Origin of the sequence: Streptomyces chryseus (genome assembly GCF_014650755.1) — a bacterium.
Lineage (GTDB): Bacteria > Actinomycetota > Actinomycetes > Streptomycetales > Streptomycetaceae > Streptomyces > Streptomyces chryseus.
Map to the genome: position 1 here is coordinate 393,254 of NZ_BMVO01000002.1, position 14,655 is coordinate 407,908.

The window sequence follows — 14,655 nt, forward strand, 5'->3', positions numbered from 1 at the left end:
ACAGGGCGCGCACCACCGGCCCGCGGAGCACCTGCGACCCGAGGAGTGACTCCCTCCAGCAATGGACGGATCGTCCGCCAGTACGTGCGCCGCCCCTTCTTCCGAGGCGGCGGCATGACCATCCCCCTCCTGCTGCTCGCCGCGGCATTCCTCCTGATCCTCGCCAACGGGTTCTTCGTGGCCGCCGAGTTCGGCCTCGTGACCGTCGAGAAGCAGGACGCCGAGCGCGCCGCCGCCGAAGGCGACCGGCGCGCCCTCACCGTCGTCGCGGCCCTGCGCGAGCTGTCGTTCCAGCTCTCGGGCACCCAGCTCGGCATCACCATCACCTCGCTGGTGGTCGGCATGCTCGCCCAGCCCGCGCTCGCCCACCTGCTGTCCGGCCCCTTCACCGCCGCCGGCATACCGCGTGGAGCCGTCCCCGGCGTCTCCGTCGTGGTCGGCATGCTGCTGGCCTCGGCCGTCCAGATGGTGATCGGCGAGCTGGTACCGAAGAACTGGGCCGTGTCCCGGCCGTTGCAGGTCGCGCGGTTCGTCGCCGGACCGCAGCACCTCTTCTCCACCGTCTTCCGCCCCGTGATCTCCCTGCTGAACGCGGTGGCCAACCGGCTCGTACGGATGCTGGGCGTCGAGCCCACCGACGAGCTGGCCTCCGCCCGCACCCCCGGCGAACTCGTCTCCCTCGCCCGCCACTCGGCGCGGGCCGGCGCCCTCGAACAGGACACCGCCGACCTGTTCGTACGGACCCTCTCCCTCGGCGGCCTCACCGCGCAGCACGTGCTGACGCCGCGCGTGAAGGTCAGCGCCCTGCAGTCCTCGGCGACCGCGGCGGACGTCCTCAACCTCACCCGCGCCACCGGCCTCTCGCGCTTCCCCGTGTACCGGGAGCGCATCGACGAGATCGTCGGCATGGTCCATCTCAAGGACGCCCTCGCCGTGCCGGTGCACGAGCGGCTGCGGACCCCCGTGGCCCGGGCCGCCGTACCTCCGCTGCTGGTCCCGGAGACCCTTCCCGTACAGCAGCTCCTCGTCAGGCTGCGCGGCGAGCAGCCGATCGCCGTCGTCGTCGACGAGTACGGCGGCACGGCCGGTGTCGTCACCCTGGAGGACATCGTCGAGGAACTCGTCGGAGAGGTCAGGGACGAGCACGACGACGAGGGCGCCGAACCGCCGGAACTGGCCCCGGCCCCCGCCGAGGACGGCCGGCCGGCCTGGGAGGCGGACGGCAGCTGCCGGGTCATGACCCTGCGGCGCATAGGTCTCGACGTACCCGAGGGGCCGTACGAGACCGTGGCCGGCCTGGTCGCGGACCTGCTCGGGCGCATCCCCGCCCCCGGTGACCGGGCCGAACTGCCCGGCTGGCGGCTCTCCGTGCGACAGGTGGACCGCTACCGCGCGGGACGGGTGCGGTTCGTCCGTACCGCGAAGGTTCCGGAGGCCGTGCGATGAGCGTGGTCCACCTGCTGTTCGCCGGACTGCTGGTGCTCGCGAACGGATTCTTCGTCGGCGCCGAGTTCGCGCTGGTCTCCGTACGCCGCAGCCAGATCGAACCGCTGGCGGCCGACGGCTCGGCCCGTGCCCGGCAGGTCATGCACGGTCTGGAGAACCTGCCGCAGATGATGGCGGCGGCCCAGTTCGGGATCACCGTCTGCTCGCTGACCCTCGGCGCGGTCGCCGAGCCGACCGTGGCGCACCTGCTGGAGCCGGTCTTCCACGCCGTGCACCTGCCGCAGGGGCTGATCCACCCCCTCGGGTACGTGATCGCGCTCGCCGTGGTCGTCTTCCTGCACCTGGTCATCGGCGAGATGGTCCCGAAGAACCTCGCCATGGCCGCGCCCGAGAAGACCGCGCTGTGGCTGAGCCCCGGGCTCGTCGGCTTCGCCCGGCTGTGCCGCCCGGTGACGGCCGGACTCGGCGCCTGCGCGCGGGTGGTGCTGCGGCTGTTCGGGGTCGAGGCCCGGGACGAGGTCGAGGCGGTGTTCACCAGTGAGCAGCTCAACCGCCTCGTCGAGGACTCGGGCCAGGCGGGGCTCCTGGAGCCCGGCGAGCAGGAGCGCCTGGAGGACGCCCTGGAGCTCGGCAGCCTGCCGGTCACCGACGTGCTGCTCGACCGGGCGTCGCTGGTCACCGTCCAGCCCTCGGTCACCCCGCGCGAGATCGAGGAGCTGACGGTACGGACCGGCTACTCGCGCTTCCCGGTGTGCGTCGGCGGCGGGGCCTTCATGGGATACGTCCACGTCAAGGACGTACTCGACCTGGAGGAGCGGGAGCGGGCGGTGCCGCAGCAGGTCTGGCGGCCGATGGCGACGCTCGGAGCCGAACTGCCGCTCGACGACGCCCTGTCGGTGATGCGCCGCGCCGCGACGCACCTGGCGCAGGTGGCCGACGGGGCGGGGCGGGTGCTCGGGCTCGTCGCGCTGGAGGACGTGCTGGAGATGCTGGTGGGGGAGGTACGCGATCCCGCCCACCGGGTCGCGGCGCCCCGGCCGTCCCCGGACCCGGCGGCCGCAGACGAGACGGCGGCGCTGGTCGGGTGACCCGCGGAGCCGTCCGCGCCGTTCAGAGTGCGGGCGGCTCCTGCCGCCCCCGGTTCGCCGGGCCGCGCCCCGACAGGACCTCGCCGTACGCCTGCATCAGGTCGGGGAGGCGCAGCGTCGCCAGGTCGTCGCGGGTGGGCGTCGCGGCGTAACCGGAGAGCCTGAGGTCGCGGTACGCGCAGCTCTTCTCGTACAGCGTGCGCAGGAAACGGCCGTTGCCCAGCTCGTCGATCCAGCCCTGGTCGACGACGTGCCCGCTGATGCTGCGCAGCTCCTCCAGTGCCTCCTCGTCCCAGGCGTCCCCGTTCTCCGCCGCCAGCACCTCGCCGATGGCCGTGAGCTCCAGCGGACGGTAGCTGGGGAAGTCCACCCGGGTCGTGAAGCGGGAGGAGAGGCCGGGGTTGACGGCGAGCAGTCGGTCCATGCCCTCCGGATAGCCGGCCAGGATCACGACGAGGTGGTCCCGGTTGTCCTCGGCGCGCTTGAGGAGCACCTGGAGGGCCTCGTCGCCGTACGCGTCCCCCTTGCTGTAACCGGAGTTGGAGAGGGAGTACGCCTCGTCGACGAACAGGACGCCGCCGATCGCCGAGTCGATGAGCTCGTTGGCCTTGACGGCGGTCTGGCCGAGGAACTCACCGACCAGATCGGCCCGCTGCGCCTCCACCAAGTGGTCCCCGCCGAGCAGCCCGAGCGCGTAGAACACCCGGCCGAGAATGCGGGCGACGGTGGTCTTGCCGGTGCCGGAGGGGCCCGAGAAGACGAAGTGGCGCTTGGGGGGCTGGACGGGCAGGCCCTGCCCCGCTCGAAGCCTGGCCATGTTCAGCTGCGCCGACAACGCCTTGACCTGGCGTTTCACCGGTTCGAGGCCGACCATGCGCTCCAGCTCCGCGAGCGCCTCGGCGAGCAGCGCGGGATCGGAGGGCCCTGCCGGAAAGGACCGTGCCGCTCCGGGCCGCGGCGGCACCCGATCCTTCTCCCGTACGCCGCCGTCCCCGGCCGGCCCGCCGCCGAACGGCGGCTTCCCCCCGCCGCCGAGCAGCAGGTCCCGGCCCTCCGGGAGCTCCGGGCCCGCCAGGGTCTCGGTGTCGCCGGCGGCGTCCGCCGCGTCCTGGCCGATCCCCGCCAGCGACACGGCGGCGAAGCCCGCGGAGTCCTCGTAACCGTCCCCCTCGGCGATCGCGGCGAGCCGCGCCGAGGTGTCCATGAAGGCGGGGTCCACCCGGTGCACGGCCCGGTACAGCGGCAGCGCCGCCGCGCTGCGCCCGGTGCCCTCGTGCGCGCGGGCCAGCCAGTAGCGCAGCTCCTTGCGCTGCGGCTGCTCGCTGCGGCAGCGCATCAGGGCCGCCGACAGCATCGGCTCGGCCTGCCCGTACATCTCCAGCCGCACCCGTGCCATGCCGCCGAACAGCCCGGTCTCGATGCCGAGCAGCGGGTCGTCGACGAGCGGATCGGTGTGCCGTACCAGCTGCTCCCAGTCCTTGACCAGGTACGCGCGGCAGGCGTGCAGGAACCGCACCTGCGGATCGGCGTCCACCGGCGGCAGCCCGGCCAGTGCCCGGTCGAGCTCGGGCACATGGCGCCCGTCGAGCCAGTGGGAGGCGTGCGCGAGGAGCAGGTCGCGCGGCTTCTCCAGGACGGGCTGCACCCACCACCCGAGCCAGTACCAGGAGTTGAGCGTCCGGCGGTGCCGGGCGCGCTGCTCGCCGAAGCGCTCGCGGTGGCGGTACATGCGCAGCAGCGCGGTGGTGGTGTCGACGCGCAGTGCGTGGAGGCCGAGCCAGCCGTCGGCCATGCCGGGGTCCATCCGTACGGCGGCCCGGAACTCCTCCTCGGCCTGTGGATACGCGCCCATCGTGTACGCGTCGACACCGCGCAGCCAGGCGAGGTCGGCCGGGGCGTTCACGCCCTGCGTGCCGGAATCCGTCACATCCCCCACGAACCGTGCCCCCCGTGATGTGCCGCTGGGCCTGCGCCCGGCGGCAGGTCTCAGAACCGCCGTGTCGCGGACGGGAATTGACCGCACCGAAGGGCATCGTACCCGGGCGGATGGTCCCGGACTAAGGGTGGCGCAGGCCCAAGAGAGACGGTGACCGAGGGTGAGCGAACCGCGTCACCAGGGGCCCCTGAGGGGGGCTGAGGGCAGAACGAAGCCCCCGATCACGGGGGAACAACCGGGGGCTTCGCGTCTGCGGCGGCTTCGAAAAGCCGCACATTGAGAACGTAAGACCTGTACGCCCCCCGGGTCAAGCGGAGTTGAGGCACTCAGGGGGGAGGTTTTCAGGCCGTTGTGGAGGGCGGGCCCTGATGGTCACCCACGGTGACGGAATGGTTCGGCAACGCTGTCGCGTAAGGTCCCGGGCGCCACTCGTACCCCTCCTGGCACTGGCGTACCAACAGGTCGGCGTAGGGCCGCGAGGGGTCCGTGGCGAAATGACGTGTCTCCGCCGCCGTCCACCCGTCCCAGAAGTCCGCCTGCGCCGGCCCGTCCCTGCGCCGCCCGCGCGCCCACGACTCCCGGGCGTCCAGATCCATCCAGAGCAGCCGCGCGAGCTCCGTCCGTACGGCGGCCCGCCCGGCCCCCACGCCCTCGACCAGCACCACGGGCGCGGGCTCCAGCGGGCGCGCCGGCCCGAAGCGGCGCAGCGTCCAGTCGTACGCCGCGTACCGGGCGCGCTCGCCGCGCGAGAACGGACCCGTCACCTGCTCGCGCAACCGGTCCGTCCACGCGAAGAGCTCCTCGTGGGTCGCCAGGTCGTCGAGGTGCAGCACGGGCGCCCCGCCGAGCGCCGCGGCCAGCCGGGCGGCGAAGGTGCTCTTGCCGGACCCGGCGTGCCCGTCCAAGGCGACCAGGCGCACCGGGCCGCAGGAGGGCTGTAGCGCGCGCAGGGAGGCGGCAAGCTCGTCGAGGCGTTCCACGCCTCCACCCTAGGCGGCGGGTGCGGTGCCGGCTCACGCCACCGGTCCACACCAATATTGGTGGAGCGACGCGGTCCGAAGTGCTGGCAGAAGCCCGTCGTCGGCGTCCATAGTTGGCGCACTGTCGTGCACCTGCCCGCGCATCCGCATCCGACTCGGGGGCCATGACCATGACCAGATCCACCTCCCGCCGCACCGTCCTGACCGCCGCGATCGCCGCGGCGGCGGGCGCCGTGGCGGCGCCCGCCTCCCCGGCCGCCGCCCTCGGCGCCGCCCCGCCCCGCCTCGTGGACAACCGCTTCTGGTCCTCCCTCAAGGACTGGCGCTCCGGCGAGGCCGCCGGCACCCGGGTGGTGGCCGGACGCAGGCCGGGCGTGGTCATCGGTACGCCGTCGGGCCGCACCGAGTACACCGACCCGCACACCGGCACCACCTCCACCTGGGAGAGCGCCACCTGGACCTCCCCGGTCCACCGCTCGGCGGTCCCGGCGAGCGAGGTCGTCGCCTCCTGGAACGCCCGCACGCCGGCCGGCACCTGGATCGAGGTCGAGCTGCGCGGCACCTACGCGGACGGCGCCGCCACGCCCTGGTACGTGATGGGCCGCTGGGCGGCGGGCGACACGGACATCAGGCGCACCTCCGTCGACGACCAGAGCGACGGCCGCAGCAGCGTCTGGACCGACACGTTCGCCATGAACAGCTCGGCCGGCGCGCTGCGCCTGGCGTCGTACCGGCTGCGGCTGACTCTGCACCGCAGGCCCGGCACCGGCCTGACCCCCACGGTGTGGCGCGTGGGCGCGATGGCCTCCGACATCCCCGACCGCTTCACCGTGCCGGCCTCACCGCCCCGGGTCGCCCGGGAGCTGGACGTGCCGCGCTACTCGCAGAACACGCACATCGGCCAGTACCCCGAGTACGACAACGGCGGCGAGGCGTGGTGCAGCCCCACCTCGTCGCAGATGATCATCGAGTACTGGGGCCGGCGGCCCACCGCCGAGGACCTGGCCTGGGTCGACCCGGCCTTCGAGGACCCGCAGGTGTGCCACGCGGCGCGCTTCACCTTCGACCACCAGTACAGCGGGTGCGGCAACTGGCCCTTCAACGCCGCCTACGCCGCGACGTACAGGGACATGAGCGCCGTCGTCACCCGCCTGCACTCCCTCACCGAGCTGGAGACCCTGATCCGTGCGGGCATCCCGGCCATAACGTCGCAGTCCTTCCTCAAGGAGGAGCTGACGGGCGCGGGCTACGGCACGGCGGGCCACCTGATGACCGTCGTCGGCTTCACTCCCGACGGCGACGTGATCGCGAACGACCCGGCCTCCCCGGACAACCCGGCCGTACGCCGCGTCTACCGGCGCCGCGAGTGGGAGAACATCTGGCTGCGGACCAAGCGCTACAACGCGAGCGGGAAAGTGGTGTCCGGCACAGGAGGCGTCTGCTACCTCTACTGGCCCGCCCACCCCACGGCCGCCCAGCGGCGGGCCCTCGCGGCCGTCGGCATCCGCTGACCTCGCCGGCCGGTCCCCCGGGGCGTGACGAACGTCATCTTCCCCGGGGGCGGTCCCGGTGGGCACTGTGGATGCCATGACAGCGACCACTGCCGACATCACCCGCACCGCGTCCAGGGCCGGCACCGGCGGCCCCGACGACGACGGCCCCGCGATCCTGGAGCACGTCATGGGCTGGACCCTCGTCGTGGTCCTCGCCATGTTCGTCACCCGGGCCGGCCTCATGTAGCCGACGCCTCCAGGGTCAGCCCGTCCGTGACGATCGAGTCCGAGGTGACCAGCGCCTGTTCGGCGCGCACGTCGGTCATGAAGACGAACGGGGGAACCACCGGCGGCACCGGCAGGCCGTCCGGGGTGAAGGTGAGGCAGAGAACGCCCTCCAGGCAGCCGCTGAACTTGGTGAGGTAGAGCGTCACATCGCCGCTCAGGTCCAGGGTGTCGGCCCCCAGGGCGAGTTCTTCGCGGCCGTCGCGGGTCCTGAGGCGGTAGTCGGTGAGGGACGCGGACCGCATCCTGAGGACCATGGCCTTCACCGGACCTCCCGCGGTCGGCACCTCCCGCACCCCCGCGATCAGGAAGCCGTGCGGCGCGAACAGCGTCGTGGTCACGACCGGCGGCGTACGGGCCGCGACGACGCCTCCCGGCTCCGGAGCCTCGCGCACCGGGCTCTGACCGAGCGCCGCCAGCAGGACGACCGGCAGCGCGGCGGCGAGCGTCCGGGTCCCCTGCCCGTCCCGCGCGCCGTCCCGTACGGGCGTCCAGCCGAAGCCCATCGCGCTGCCCGCGATCCCCAGCGCCGTCCCGGCCACGAAGCCGCCGAGGTTGGTCGCGGTGAAGGCCAGCACGGACAGCAGCAGCGCGTGGACGCTCACGTAGTGGCGGGTGTGCGGCAGGAACCACAGGAACAGGCCCGCCGCGATCAGCGCGAGCCCGATGCCGATCGCCGCCAGCCCGCCCAGTCCGAGACTCACCAGCACCGTCAGCGGCGACAGCGGGACCAGCAGCAGCTCGGCCCCGCCGAGGATCAGCAGCAGCCCGCCCCAGAACGGGCGGGTCCGCCGCCAGGACCGCAGCCGGCGTCGCGCGTCCGGGTACGGCAGCCGGTCCGCGAGCCGCCCCCTCGCCGGACGGCGGCGGGTCAGAAACACTTCTTGCCGTCCAGGCTCACATCGATGCCGAGCCCCTTCAGCCGGAAGTTCCCGCCGGTCGCCGACCAGGCGTGCGACTTCACGCCCGCCACCTCGATGTCCCCGGCCTGCAGCCCGAACTTCCCGGCCTCGCCCCTGACCCCCGGCACCTGGTCCAGGGTCGAGGCGTCCCGGCCGATCTGCGCCGTGCCGAAGCGGGCATCGCCGACGAGGTCCTCGGCGTCGATGACCAGGCTGCTGGCCGTCACCTCACCGGCCTTGCCGCCCGCCGTCAGCTTGAAGACGACCTTGCCGACGGGAGTGCCGACCTCGGCGGCCTGGCAGATGTCGCTGAGCCGGGCGTCGCCGATACCGAGCAGCGCGACCGGATGCCCCTTGCCGTCCGCCGACCGGTCCGTCTGGACGTAACTGGACAGTCCCTGGCTCGTCAGCTTTCCCGACGCCACCTGGAAGCTGGTCCCCGACACGGCGAACGACGCGGCCAGCGCTCCCTGGCCCATCATCGACGCCATCACCGCGACCGCGAGGACCGCCGGCGTCGCGACGACCGCTGTCTTCTTCCATGCCGTCCTGCCCTCGGCGGGCGGCTGTTCGGATGCGCTCACTTGTTCCTCCCGTACGTCGTCCGGTGCGCAGGGGAAGTGCGTGGGGGTGCGTGATGCGTGGAGGTGCTCTGGAAAGTACGCGCGCACACGTGCGGAATCCGCCGACAGACCGACAGGGAAAGGGAGTTCGCGCAGGTCTGCCATACTGCGGACATCCTGTGGCAGTTGGAGACTAGGGCCGGTATTGAATATTAGTCAACAGCGTGGATCCACCGGGCGATCTCAGGTGCGCCGCGCCGAACTCATCGCGACCGGGCGGAAGTTGTTCGCCGACACGTCGTACGACGCCCTGTCGATGGACGACATCGCCCGGCACGCGGGCGTCGCCAAGGGCTTGATCTACTACTACTTCAAGAGCAAACGCGGCTACTACCTCGCCATCGTCGAGGAGTCGGTCGCCGAACTGGTCGCCCGGGCCGGCAGCGACCGCGACCTGCCGACCGCCGAGCGTGTCCAGCGCACCATCGACGGCTATCTGCGCTACGCCCAGCACCACCAGGCGGCGTACCGCACGATCGTCACCGGCGGGGTCGGCTTCGACGCCGAGGTGCAGGCCATCCGGGACGCGGTGCGCGAGGAGCTGATCGCCACCCTCGCGGAGGGCGCGTACGGCCGCCGCGACATCCCGCTGACCGCCCGGTTGGCCCTGATCGGCTGGATGACCGGGGCCGAAGGGGTCACGCTGGACTGGCTGGGTCATCAGGAACTCGGCCGCGACGCCGTACGCGAGCTGCTCACCAGGCTGCTGCGCGCCACGCTTCGTACGATCGAGGAACTGGAACCGAGCTGCCCGGCGCCGTCCACCACCCCGTGACGGAAGTCGTTCCATCGGGCATACTCAACGCGCCACAGCCGCTGGCCAGCGACTTCCGTGATCCGGAGGGGTGCCGGCGGCCAGGCAGTGAGACCGGCGGCGCGGCCACACCCTGCGCGCGCGACCGCCGCAGCGCCCGACAGGGAGGAGAGCGCCCCCATGCCCGACCGTGCCCCGCAGCCGGTGGAACGACAGCTGCCCACCGAGGAGTCCCGGGATCTGCTCGCGCTCGTGCGCGACATGATCCAACGGGAGATCGCCCCCCGGGCCGCAGCCGAGGAGGACGCCGGGCACTTCCCGCGCGAGGTCTTCGCGCTGCTCTCCGAATCCGGTCTGCTCGGTCTGCCGTACGACGCCGAGCACGGCGGCGGAGACCAGCCGTACGAGGTCTACCTCCAGGTTCTCGAAGAGCTCGCCGCCGCCCGCCTCACGGTCGGCCTCGGCGTCAGCGTCCACAGCCTCGCCTGCCACGCCCTCGCCGGCTACGGCACCAAGGAGCAGCAGGCCGCGCACCTGCCCGCCATGCTCGGCGGCGGCCTGCTCGGCGCCTACTGCCTCTCGGAGCCCGCCTCCGGGTCCGACGCCGCCTCGCTGCGCACCAAGGCCGTGCGCGACGGCGACGACTGGGTCGTCACCGGCACGAAGGCGTGGATCACCCACGGCGGCATCGCCGACTTCTACACCGTGCTCGCCCGTACGGGTGAAGAGGGCCCCCGGGGCATCACGGCCTTCCTGGTGCCCGGCGACGCCGAGGGGCTGAACGCCGCGGCGCCCGAGAAGAAGATGGGGATGAAGGGCTCGCCCACGGCCCAGCTCAACTTCGACGGCGTACGGGTCCCGGACGCGCGCCGCATCGGCGAGGAGGGGCAGGGCTTCGCGATAGCGCTGTCCGCGCTCGACTCGGGGCGGCTCGGCATCGCCGCCTGCGCGATCGGCGTCGCCCAGGCCGCCCTGGACGAGGCGGTCTCGTACGCCACCGGCCGGCAGCAGTTCGGCCGGCCGATCTCCGACTTCCAGGGCCTGCGGTTCATGCTCGCCGACATGGCCACCCAGATCGAGGCGGGCCGGTCGCTGTACCTGGCGGCGGCGCGCCTGCGGGACGCCGGGCGGCCGTTCTCGCGGGAGGCCGCGATGGCGAAGCTGTTCTGCACCGACGCGGCGATGCGGGTGACGACCGACGCCGTCCAGGTGCTCGGCGGCTACGGGTACACGCTGGACTTCCCCGTCGAGCGCTTCATGCGCGAGGCGAAGGTGCTCCAGATCGTCGAGGGTACGAACCAGATTCAGCGCATGGTCATCGCCCGCCGTCTCGTGGGTCCCGAGACGCGCTGAGCCGCGCCGTGTCCGGCCAGGCCGGGGACGCCACGAGCCGGACCCACTCCGGATCGCGGCGTCCCGGCAGGGTGCGGCCTTTGCTGTGCCACTGCCGCAGGAGCGCTCGGAACAGGGGCGGGTCCGAGGGATGCGGAACCGATTCTGCGGTAACGGAGGGCGGGGGAACGAGGCGCCGGCGTCCGTCGCCGACCGGGGTGTACTGCAGGGTCATATCGGGCCAACAGCCGCAAGGCCGCCCGGGTTATCGCCGACACCATTCGGGCGTCCGTTCGCGCGGTGAACCGCGCCGGCCCGGGCGACGACGCGCGTATGGCCCTGGGAGGGGATTCTGACGTACCGTCAAATTCGCCGCCGTGGACCGCACCTCCGGGCGACGCGCACGCCGTATCCCGCTGTGTCCGCGCCCAGGAGGACCGCCGTGGCCGAGGACCGTCCCATCGCGCTCGACGAATACCCGATCCACCAGGCCCCGTTGTCGATGAAGCACGTCGCCACCGGCGACCGCAACGCCTACGACCGCTGCATCTTCCACCTCGTCGACCACACCGGCCGCGCCCTGCTCATCGCCGGACTGGGCGTGTACCCGAACACCGGGGTGATCGACGCCTACGCCACCCTGCGCGTCGGTGACCGGCTGCACGCCGTACGGGCCTCGGACGCCCTCACCGACGACCGTATGAACCTCTCGGTCGGCCCGCTGCGGATCACCGTGGACGAGCCGCTGCGCCGCTTCACGCTCCACTGCGACGCCGACCCCGCCGACCCGGACTCCCTCGCGTACGACGTGAGCTGGACGGCGCACTTCCCCGCCGTCTGGGAGCCGCACCACGTCCAGCGGCGCGGCGACCGCCTGATGCTCGAAGGCCGTCGCTTCGTCCAGGCGGGCGGCTGTACGGGCGTGATCCGCGCCGGGGGAGAGGAGATACGGCTGGCCGCGGGGGAGTGGACCGGCACCCGGGACCGGAGCTGGGGCGTGCGCCCGATCCCGGGCGAGGACGGCGGCCGGGCCGCCGAGGAGCACCGCCCCGAGGGCTTCCACTGGCTCTGGATACCCGCACGCTTCGACGACCGCTTCCTGATGGTGATCGCCCAGGAGGACGCCGACGGCCACCGGACCCTGAACGAGGCGCTGCTCGTGCGCGAGGGCGAGCGCGACGTCCAGCTCGGCTGGCCGCACACCGACATCACCTACCGCCCCGGCACCCGCCACCCCGAGCGCGCCGTCGTCCACCTGACCGGACCCGACCGCAAGCCGCTGGAACTCGGCGTCGAGATCCTGAACTCCTCGCCGCTGGCCGTCGGCGCCGGCTATCCGCCGGCTACGGACTGGCAGCACGGCAGCTGGCAGGGGCGCGGCTGGACGGACCGGCGCACGTACGACCTCTCCGATCCCGCGGCGCACCCCATGGCCGCGTACGGCGTGACCGACCACGCCGCCCGCTTCACCCTCGACGGCCGGACCGGCCACGGCGTCTTCGAGCACGGCACCTTCGGCCGCCACGACCCGAGCGGCTTCACCGGATACGACTCGCCCGCGCCCTGAGAGCCGCCTCACGACAGGAGTACGGCATGGCAACCGCACCCCGCCCCCGCACCACCACGCGCGACCCCGAGGAACTCGTCCGCCGCCTGACCGCCTGGCTCGGCGCCCGGCTGCCCGGAGCGCGGGTCGGCGGCGTCGACGCGCCCGCCTCCAACGGCATGTCCAGCGAGACGCTGCTCTTCGACCTCGTCCACCCGTCGGCCCCGGTGTCCGCCTGCGCCCTGCGGCTCGCCGCCGACCCCGCCGCGTACAGCGTCTTCCCGGTCTACGACATGGCCCGCCAGCACCGCGTGATGAGCCTCGTCGCCGAGCACACCGACGTGCCGGTGCCGCGCGTCCTGTGGCTGGAGGAGGATCCCGGGCCGCTGGGCGCGCCCTTCTTCGTCATGGAGCGCGCCGCCGGGCGGGTCCCGCCCGACGTGATGCCCTATACGTACGAGGGGAACTGGCTGCACTCCGCCACCGACGCCGAGCGCGCGCGCCTCCAGGACACGACGCTGAGCGTCCTCGCGCGCCTGCACGACCAGTTCCCGGCGGAGGAGGCGCGGTGCCTGACGGAGCCGGGCACGGGTGATCCGCTGCGCCGCCACGTCGACGCCCAACGCGCCTACTACGACTGGGTCGTGGACGGCGTCGCCCGCTCGCCGCTCATCGAGGCGGCCTTCGACCGGCTGGAGGAGCTGTGGCCCCGTGATCCGGGCCCCGCCGTGCTGAGCTGGGGCGACGCCCGTATCGGCAACATCGTCTACGACGGCTTCGAGCCCGCCGCCGTACTCGACTGGGAAATGGCGTCCTGTGGCCCGCGCGAACTCGACCTGGCCTGGACCGTCTACCTCCACCGCTTCTTCCAGGACCTCACGGTGGGGTTCGGACAGCCGGGCCTGCCGGATCTCCTGCGGCGCGACGCCGTCGAGCGGAGGTACGCCGAACTGACCGGCCACACACCGCGGGACATGGAGTTCCACACGCTGTACGCCGCCCTGCGCCACGCCGTGGTGATGCTGCGCATCGCCTACCGGCAGGTGCACTTCGGCGAGGCCCGGGTCCCGGAGGACCCGGACACGATGATCCTGCACCGGGCGTCACTGGAGGCGATGGTGCGCGGGACGTACTGGCCGGCGCCCTGAGGGCGTTGCCCCCTAGGCGGCGCGGCGCAGCTGCGACGCCTTGAGCGGGCGCGAGCCGGGGCCGCCGACGTGCGAGAACGGCTGCGTCCGCCAGTCGAGCCCCTGAGGGAGCGTCAGGAGCAGCGCCGTCTCCTGCTCGTGGACCTCCAGCGTCTCGTCGGCGGGCTCGGCGTCCGCCGCGGGGCGGCCGGTGCCCTCGCACGCCGTGAGCCCGAACGGGTTCCACGGGGTGGGGCACTTCGCGTGCTGGGGCAGGACGTTCTCGTCCGCCAGCAACGCGATCGGCTGGACGCAGTCCGGGCAGATCACCCGGAACATCTCAAAGGTGTCGTACCCGTCGAGATCGTCGATCTCGTCGTCGTCGACGCGTTCAACAGGCTCCGGTTCGGTACGTCCGGTGCGCTTCAGGTTCTGCATGGAGACACTCCCCCTCGGGTGGGCCGACAAGGTGCTGCGACCTCGACCACAGCAAGCACTTCCCCCCGCGCACGCGCGGTAATCGCGTGGGCCCGATGGACACGGCCTGCACCCTGTGGCGTTCGTCACATGCCCGCCGCAGGTGCCCCTCCCGTGAGACTCCGGCTGTGCCTGAGGGCCTCCGGGGCAATAGGTTGACCCGCTATGGAGGAGCTGGATCGTCAGATCGTGGATTTGCTCGTCAAGGACGGGCGGATGAGCTACACCGACCTGGGCAGGGCCACGGGCCTGTCCACGTCAGCCGTGCACCAGCGGGTGCGCAGGCTGGAACAGCGGGGTGTCATCCGCGGCTACGCCGCTGTGGTCGATCCCGAGGCCGTCGGGCTGCCGCTCACCGCTTTCATCTCGGTGAAACCGTTCGACCCCAGCGCCCCCGACGACATCTCGGAACGGCTCGCGGGCGTTCCCGAGATCGAGGCGTGCCACAGCGTGGCGGGCGACGAGAACTACATCCTCAAGGTACGGGTCGCGACCCCGCTCGAACTGGAGCACCTGCTGACCCGGATCAGGTCCCTGGCCGGCGTGTCCACCCGTACCACCGTCGTCCTGTCCACCCCGTACGAAGCCCGTCCGCCCCAGGTCTGACCGCCGGGGCCGACCGCTGTCCACGCCCCCGCGCACGGCCCGTCCGGCGCGAGGGGCGAG

Annotated in this window: 14 protein-coding genes; 9 read left to right on the forward strand and 5 right to left on the reverse strand. The window is 72.6% G+C overall.

Annotated elements, in window-relative coordinates; translation table 11 throughout:
• The first annotated feature begins 114 nt into the window (after positions 1-114).
• Together IE185_RS06480 and IE185_RS06485 are read left to right on the forward strand one after the other, a co-directional pair.
• A complete protein-coding gene (locus IE185_RS06480) occupies positions 115-1,446 on the forward strand; it encodes a hemolysin family protein (RefSeq protein WP_138894671.1) in 1,332 nt (443 codons plus the stop codon).
• On the forward strand, positions 1,443-2,534 hold the full coding sequence (locus IE185_RS06485; protein ID WP_138894672.1) for a hemolysin family protein: 1,092 nt from the start codon (positions 1,443-1,445) through the stop codon (positions 2,532-2,534). The genes IE185_RS06480 and IE185_RS06485 overlap by 4 nt, the downstream gene beginning before the upstream one ends.
• 22 nt (positions 2,535-2,556) lie before the next feature.
• Here IE185_RS06485 and IE185_RS06490 read toward each other — a convergent pair whose 3' ends face one another.
• Both IE185_RS06490 and IE185_RS06495 read right to left on the reverse strand, forming a co-directional pair.
• Entirely contained in the window at positions 2,557-4,470 is a 1,914-nt protein-coding gene (locus IE185_RS06490) for an AAA family ATPase (protein ID WP_138906098.1), read from the reverse strand.
• Positions 4,471-4,811: 341 nt separating this feature from the next.
• Entirely contained in the window at positions 4,812-5,450 is a 639-nt protein-coding gene (locus IE185_RS06495; RefSeq protein ID WP_138899352.1) for a uridine kinase family protein, read from the reverse strand.
• Between the two features lie 170 nt (positions 5,451-5,620).
• Here IE185_RS06495 and IE185_RS06500 point away from each other — a divergent pair, with 170 nt between their 5' ends.
• Together IE185_RS06500 and IE185_RS06505 are read left to right on the forward strand one after the other, a co-directional pair.
• Positions 5,621-6,961, forward strand: coding sequence for a C39 family peptidase (locus tag IE185_RS06500; RefSeq protein ID WP_138906108.1), 1,341 nt, complete (start codon positions 5,621-5,623; stop codon positions 6,959-6,961).
• 76 nt (positions 6,962-7,037) lie between these two features.
• Entirely contained in the window at positions 7,038-7,190 is a 153-nt protein-coding gene (locus IE185_RS06505) for an SCO1431 family membrane protein (RefSeq protein ID WP_138895971.1), read from the forward strand.
• On the opposite strand, the gene IE185_RS06510 is transcribed toward IE185_RS06505, so the two are convergent.
• Together IE185_RS06510 and IE185_RS06515 are read right to left on the reverse strand one after the other, a co-directional pair.
• Complete coding sequence (locus IE185_RS06510) at positions 7,183-8,109, reverse strand: DUF6114 domain-containing protein (RefSeq protein WP_373303692.1); 927 nt, start codon at positions 8,107-8,109, stop codon at positions 7,183-7,185. The two genes, IE185_RS06505 and IE185_RS06510, sit on opposite strands and share 8 nt — an antisense overlap.
• Positions 8,100-8,621 (reverse strand): DUF6230 family protein, encoded by a 522-nt coding sequence (locus tag IE185_RS06515; RefSeq protein ID WP_373303695.1) that lies wholly within the window; start codon positions 8,619-8,621, stop codon positions 8,100-8,102. The genes IE185_RS06510 and IE185_RS06515 overlap by 10 nt, the downstream gene beginning before the upstream one ends.
• 277 nt (positions 8,622-8,898) lie before the next feature.
• Between IE185_RS06515 and IE185_RS06520 the strand changes: the two genes are divergently transcribed.
• The 4 genes from IE185_RS06520 (at position 8,899) to IE185_RS06535 (ending at position 13,533) form a co-directional block, all read left to right on the forward strand.
• Positions 8,899-9,528 carry a TetR/AcrR family transcriptional regulator gene (locus tag IE185_RS06520; RefSeq protein ID WP_138895973.1) on the forward strand — a complete coding sequence of 210 codons (630 nt, stop codon included), beginning with the start codon at positions 8,899-8,901 and terminating at the stop codon, positions 9,526-9,528.
• Positions 9,529-9,687: 159 nt separating this feature from the next.
• Positions 9,688-10,860, forward strand: a complete 1,173-nt coding sequence (locus IE185_RS06525; protein ID WP_138895974.1) for an acyl-CoA dehydrogenase family protein — start codon at positions 9,688-9,690, stop codon at positions 10,858-10,860.
• A gap of 421 nt (positions 10,861-11,281) precedes the next feature.
• Complete coding sequence (locus IE185_RS06530; RefSeq protein ID WP_138895976.1) at positions 11,282-12,406, forward strand: Rv3169 family protein; 1,125 nt, start codon at positions 11,282-11,284, stop codon at positions 12,404-12,406.
• Between the two features lie 26 nt (positions 12,407-12,432).
• On the forward strand, positions 12,433-13,533 hold the full coding sequence (locus IE185_RS06535; RefSeq protein ID WP_138895977.1) for a phosphotransferase family protein: 1,101 nt from the start codon (positions 12,433-12,435) through the stop codon (positions 13,531-13,533).
• Between the two features lie 12 nt (positions 13,534-13,545).
• Here the strand turns inward: IE185_RS06535 and IE185_RS06540 are convergent, their stop codons facing one another.
• A complete protein-coding gene (locus IE185_RS06540; RefSeq protein WP_138895978.1) occupies positions 13,546-13,950 on the reverse strand; it encodes a hypothetical protein in 405 nt (134 codons plus the stop codon).
• Between the two features lie 204 nt (positions 13,951-14,154).
• On the opposite strand from IE185_RS06540, the gene IE185_RS06545 reads away from it, so the two are divergent.
• Entirely contained in the window at positions 14,155-14,595 is a 441-nt protein-coding gene (locus IE185_RS06545; RefSeq protein WP_138895979.1) for an Lrp/AsnC family transcriptional regulator, read from the forward strand.
• Positions 14,596-14,655: the final 60 nt, after the last annotated feature.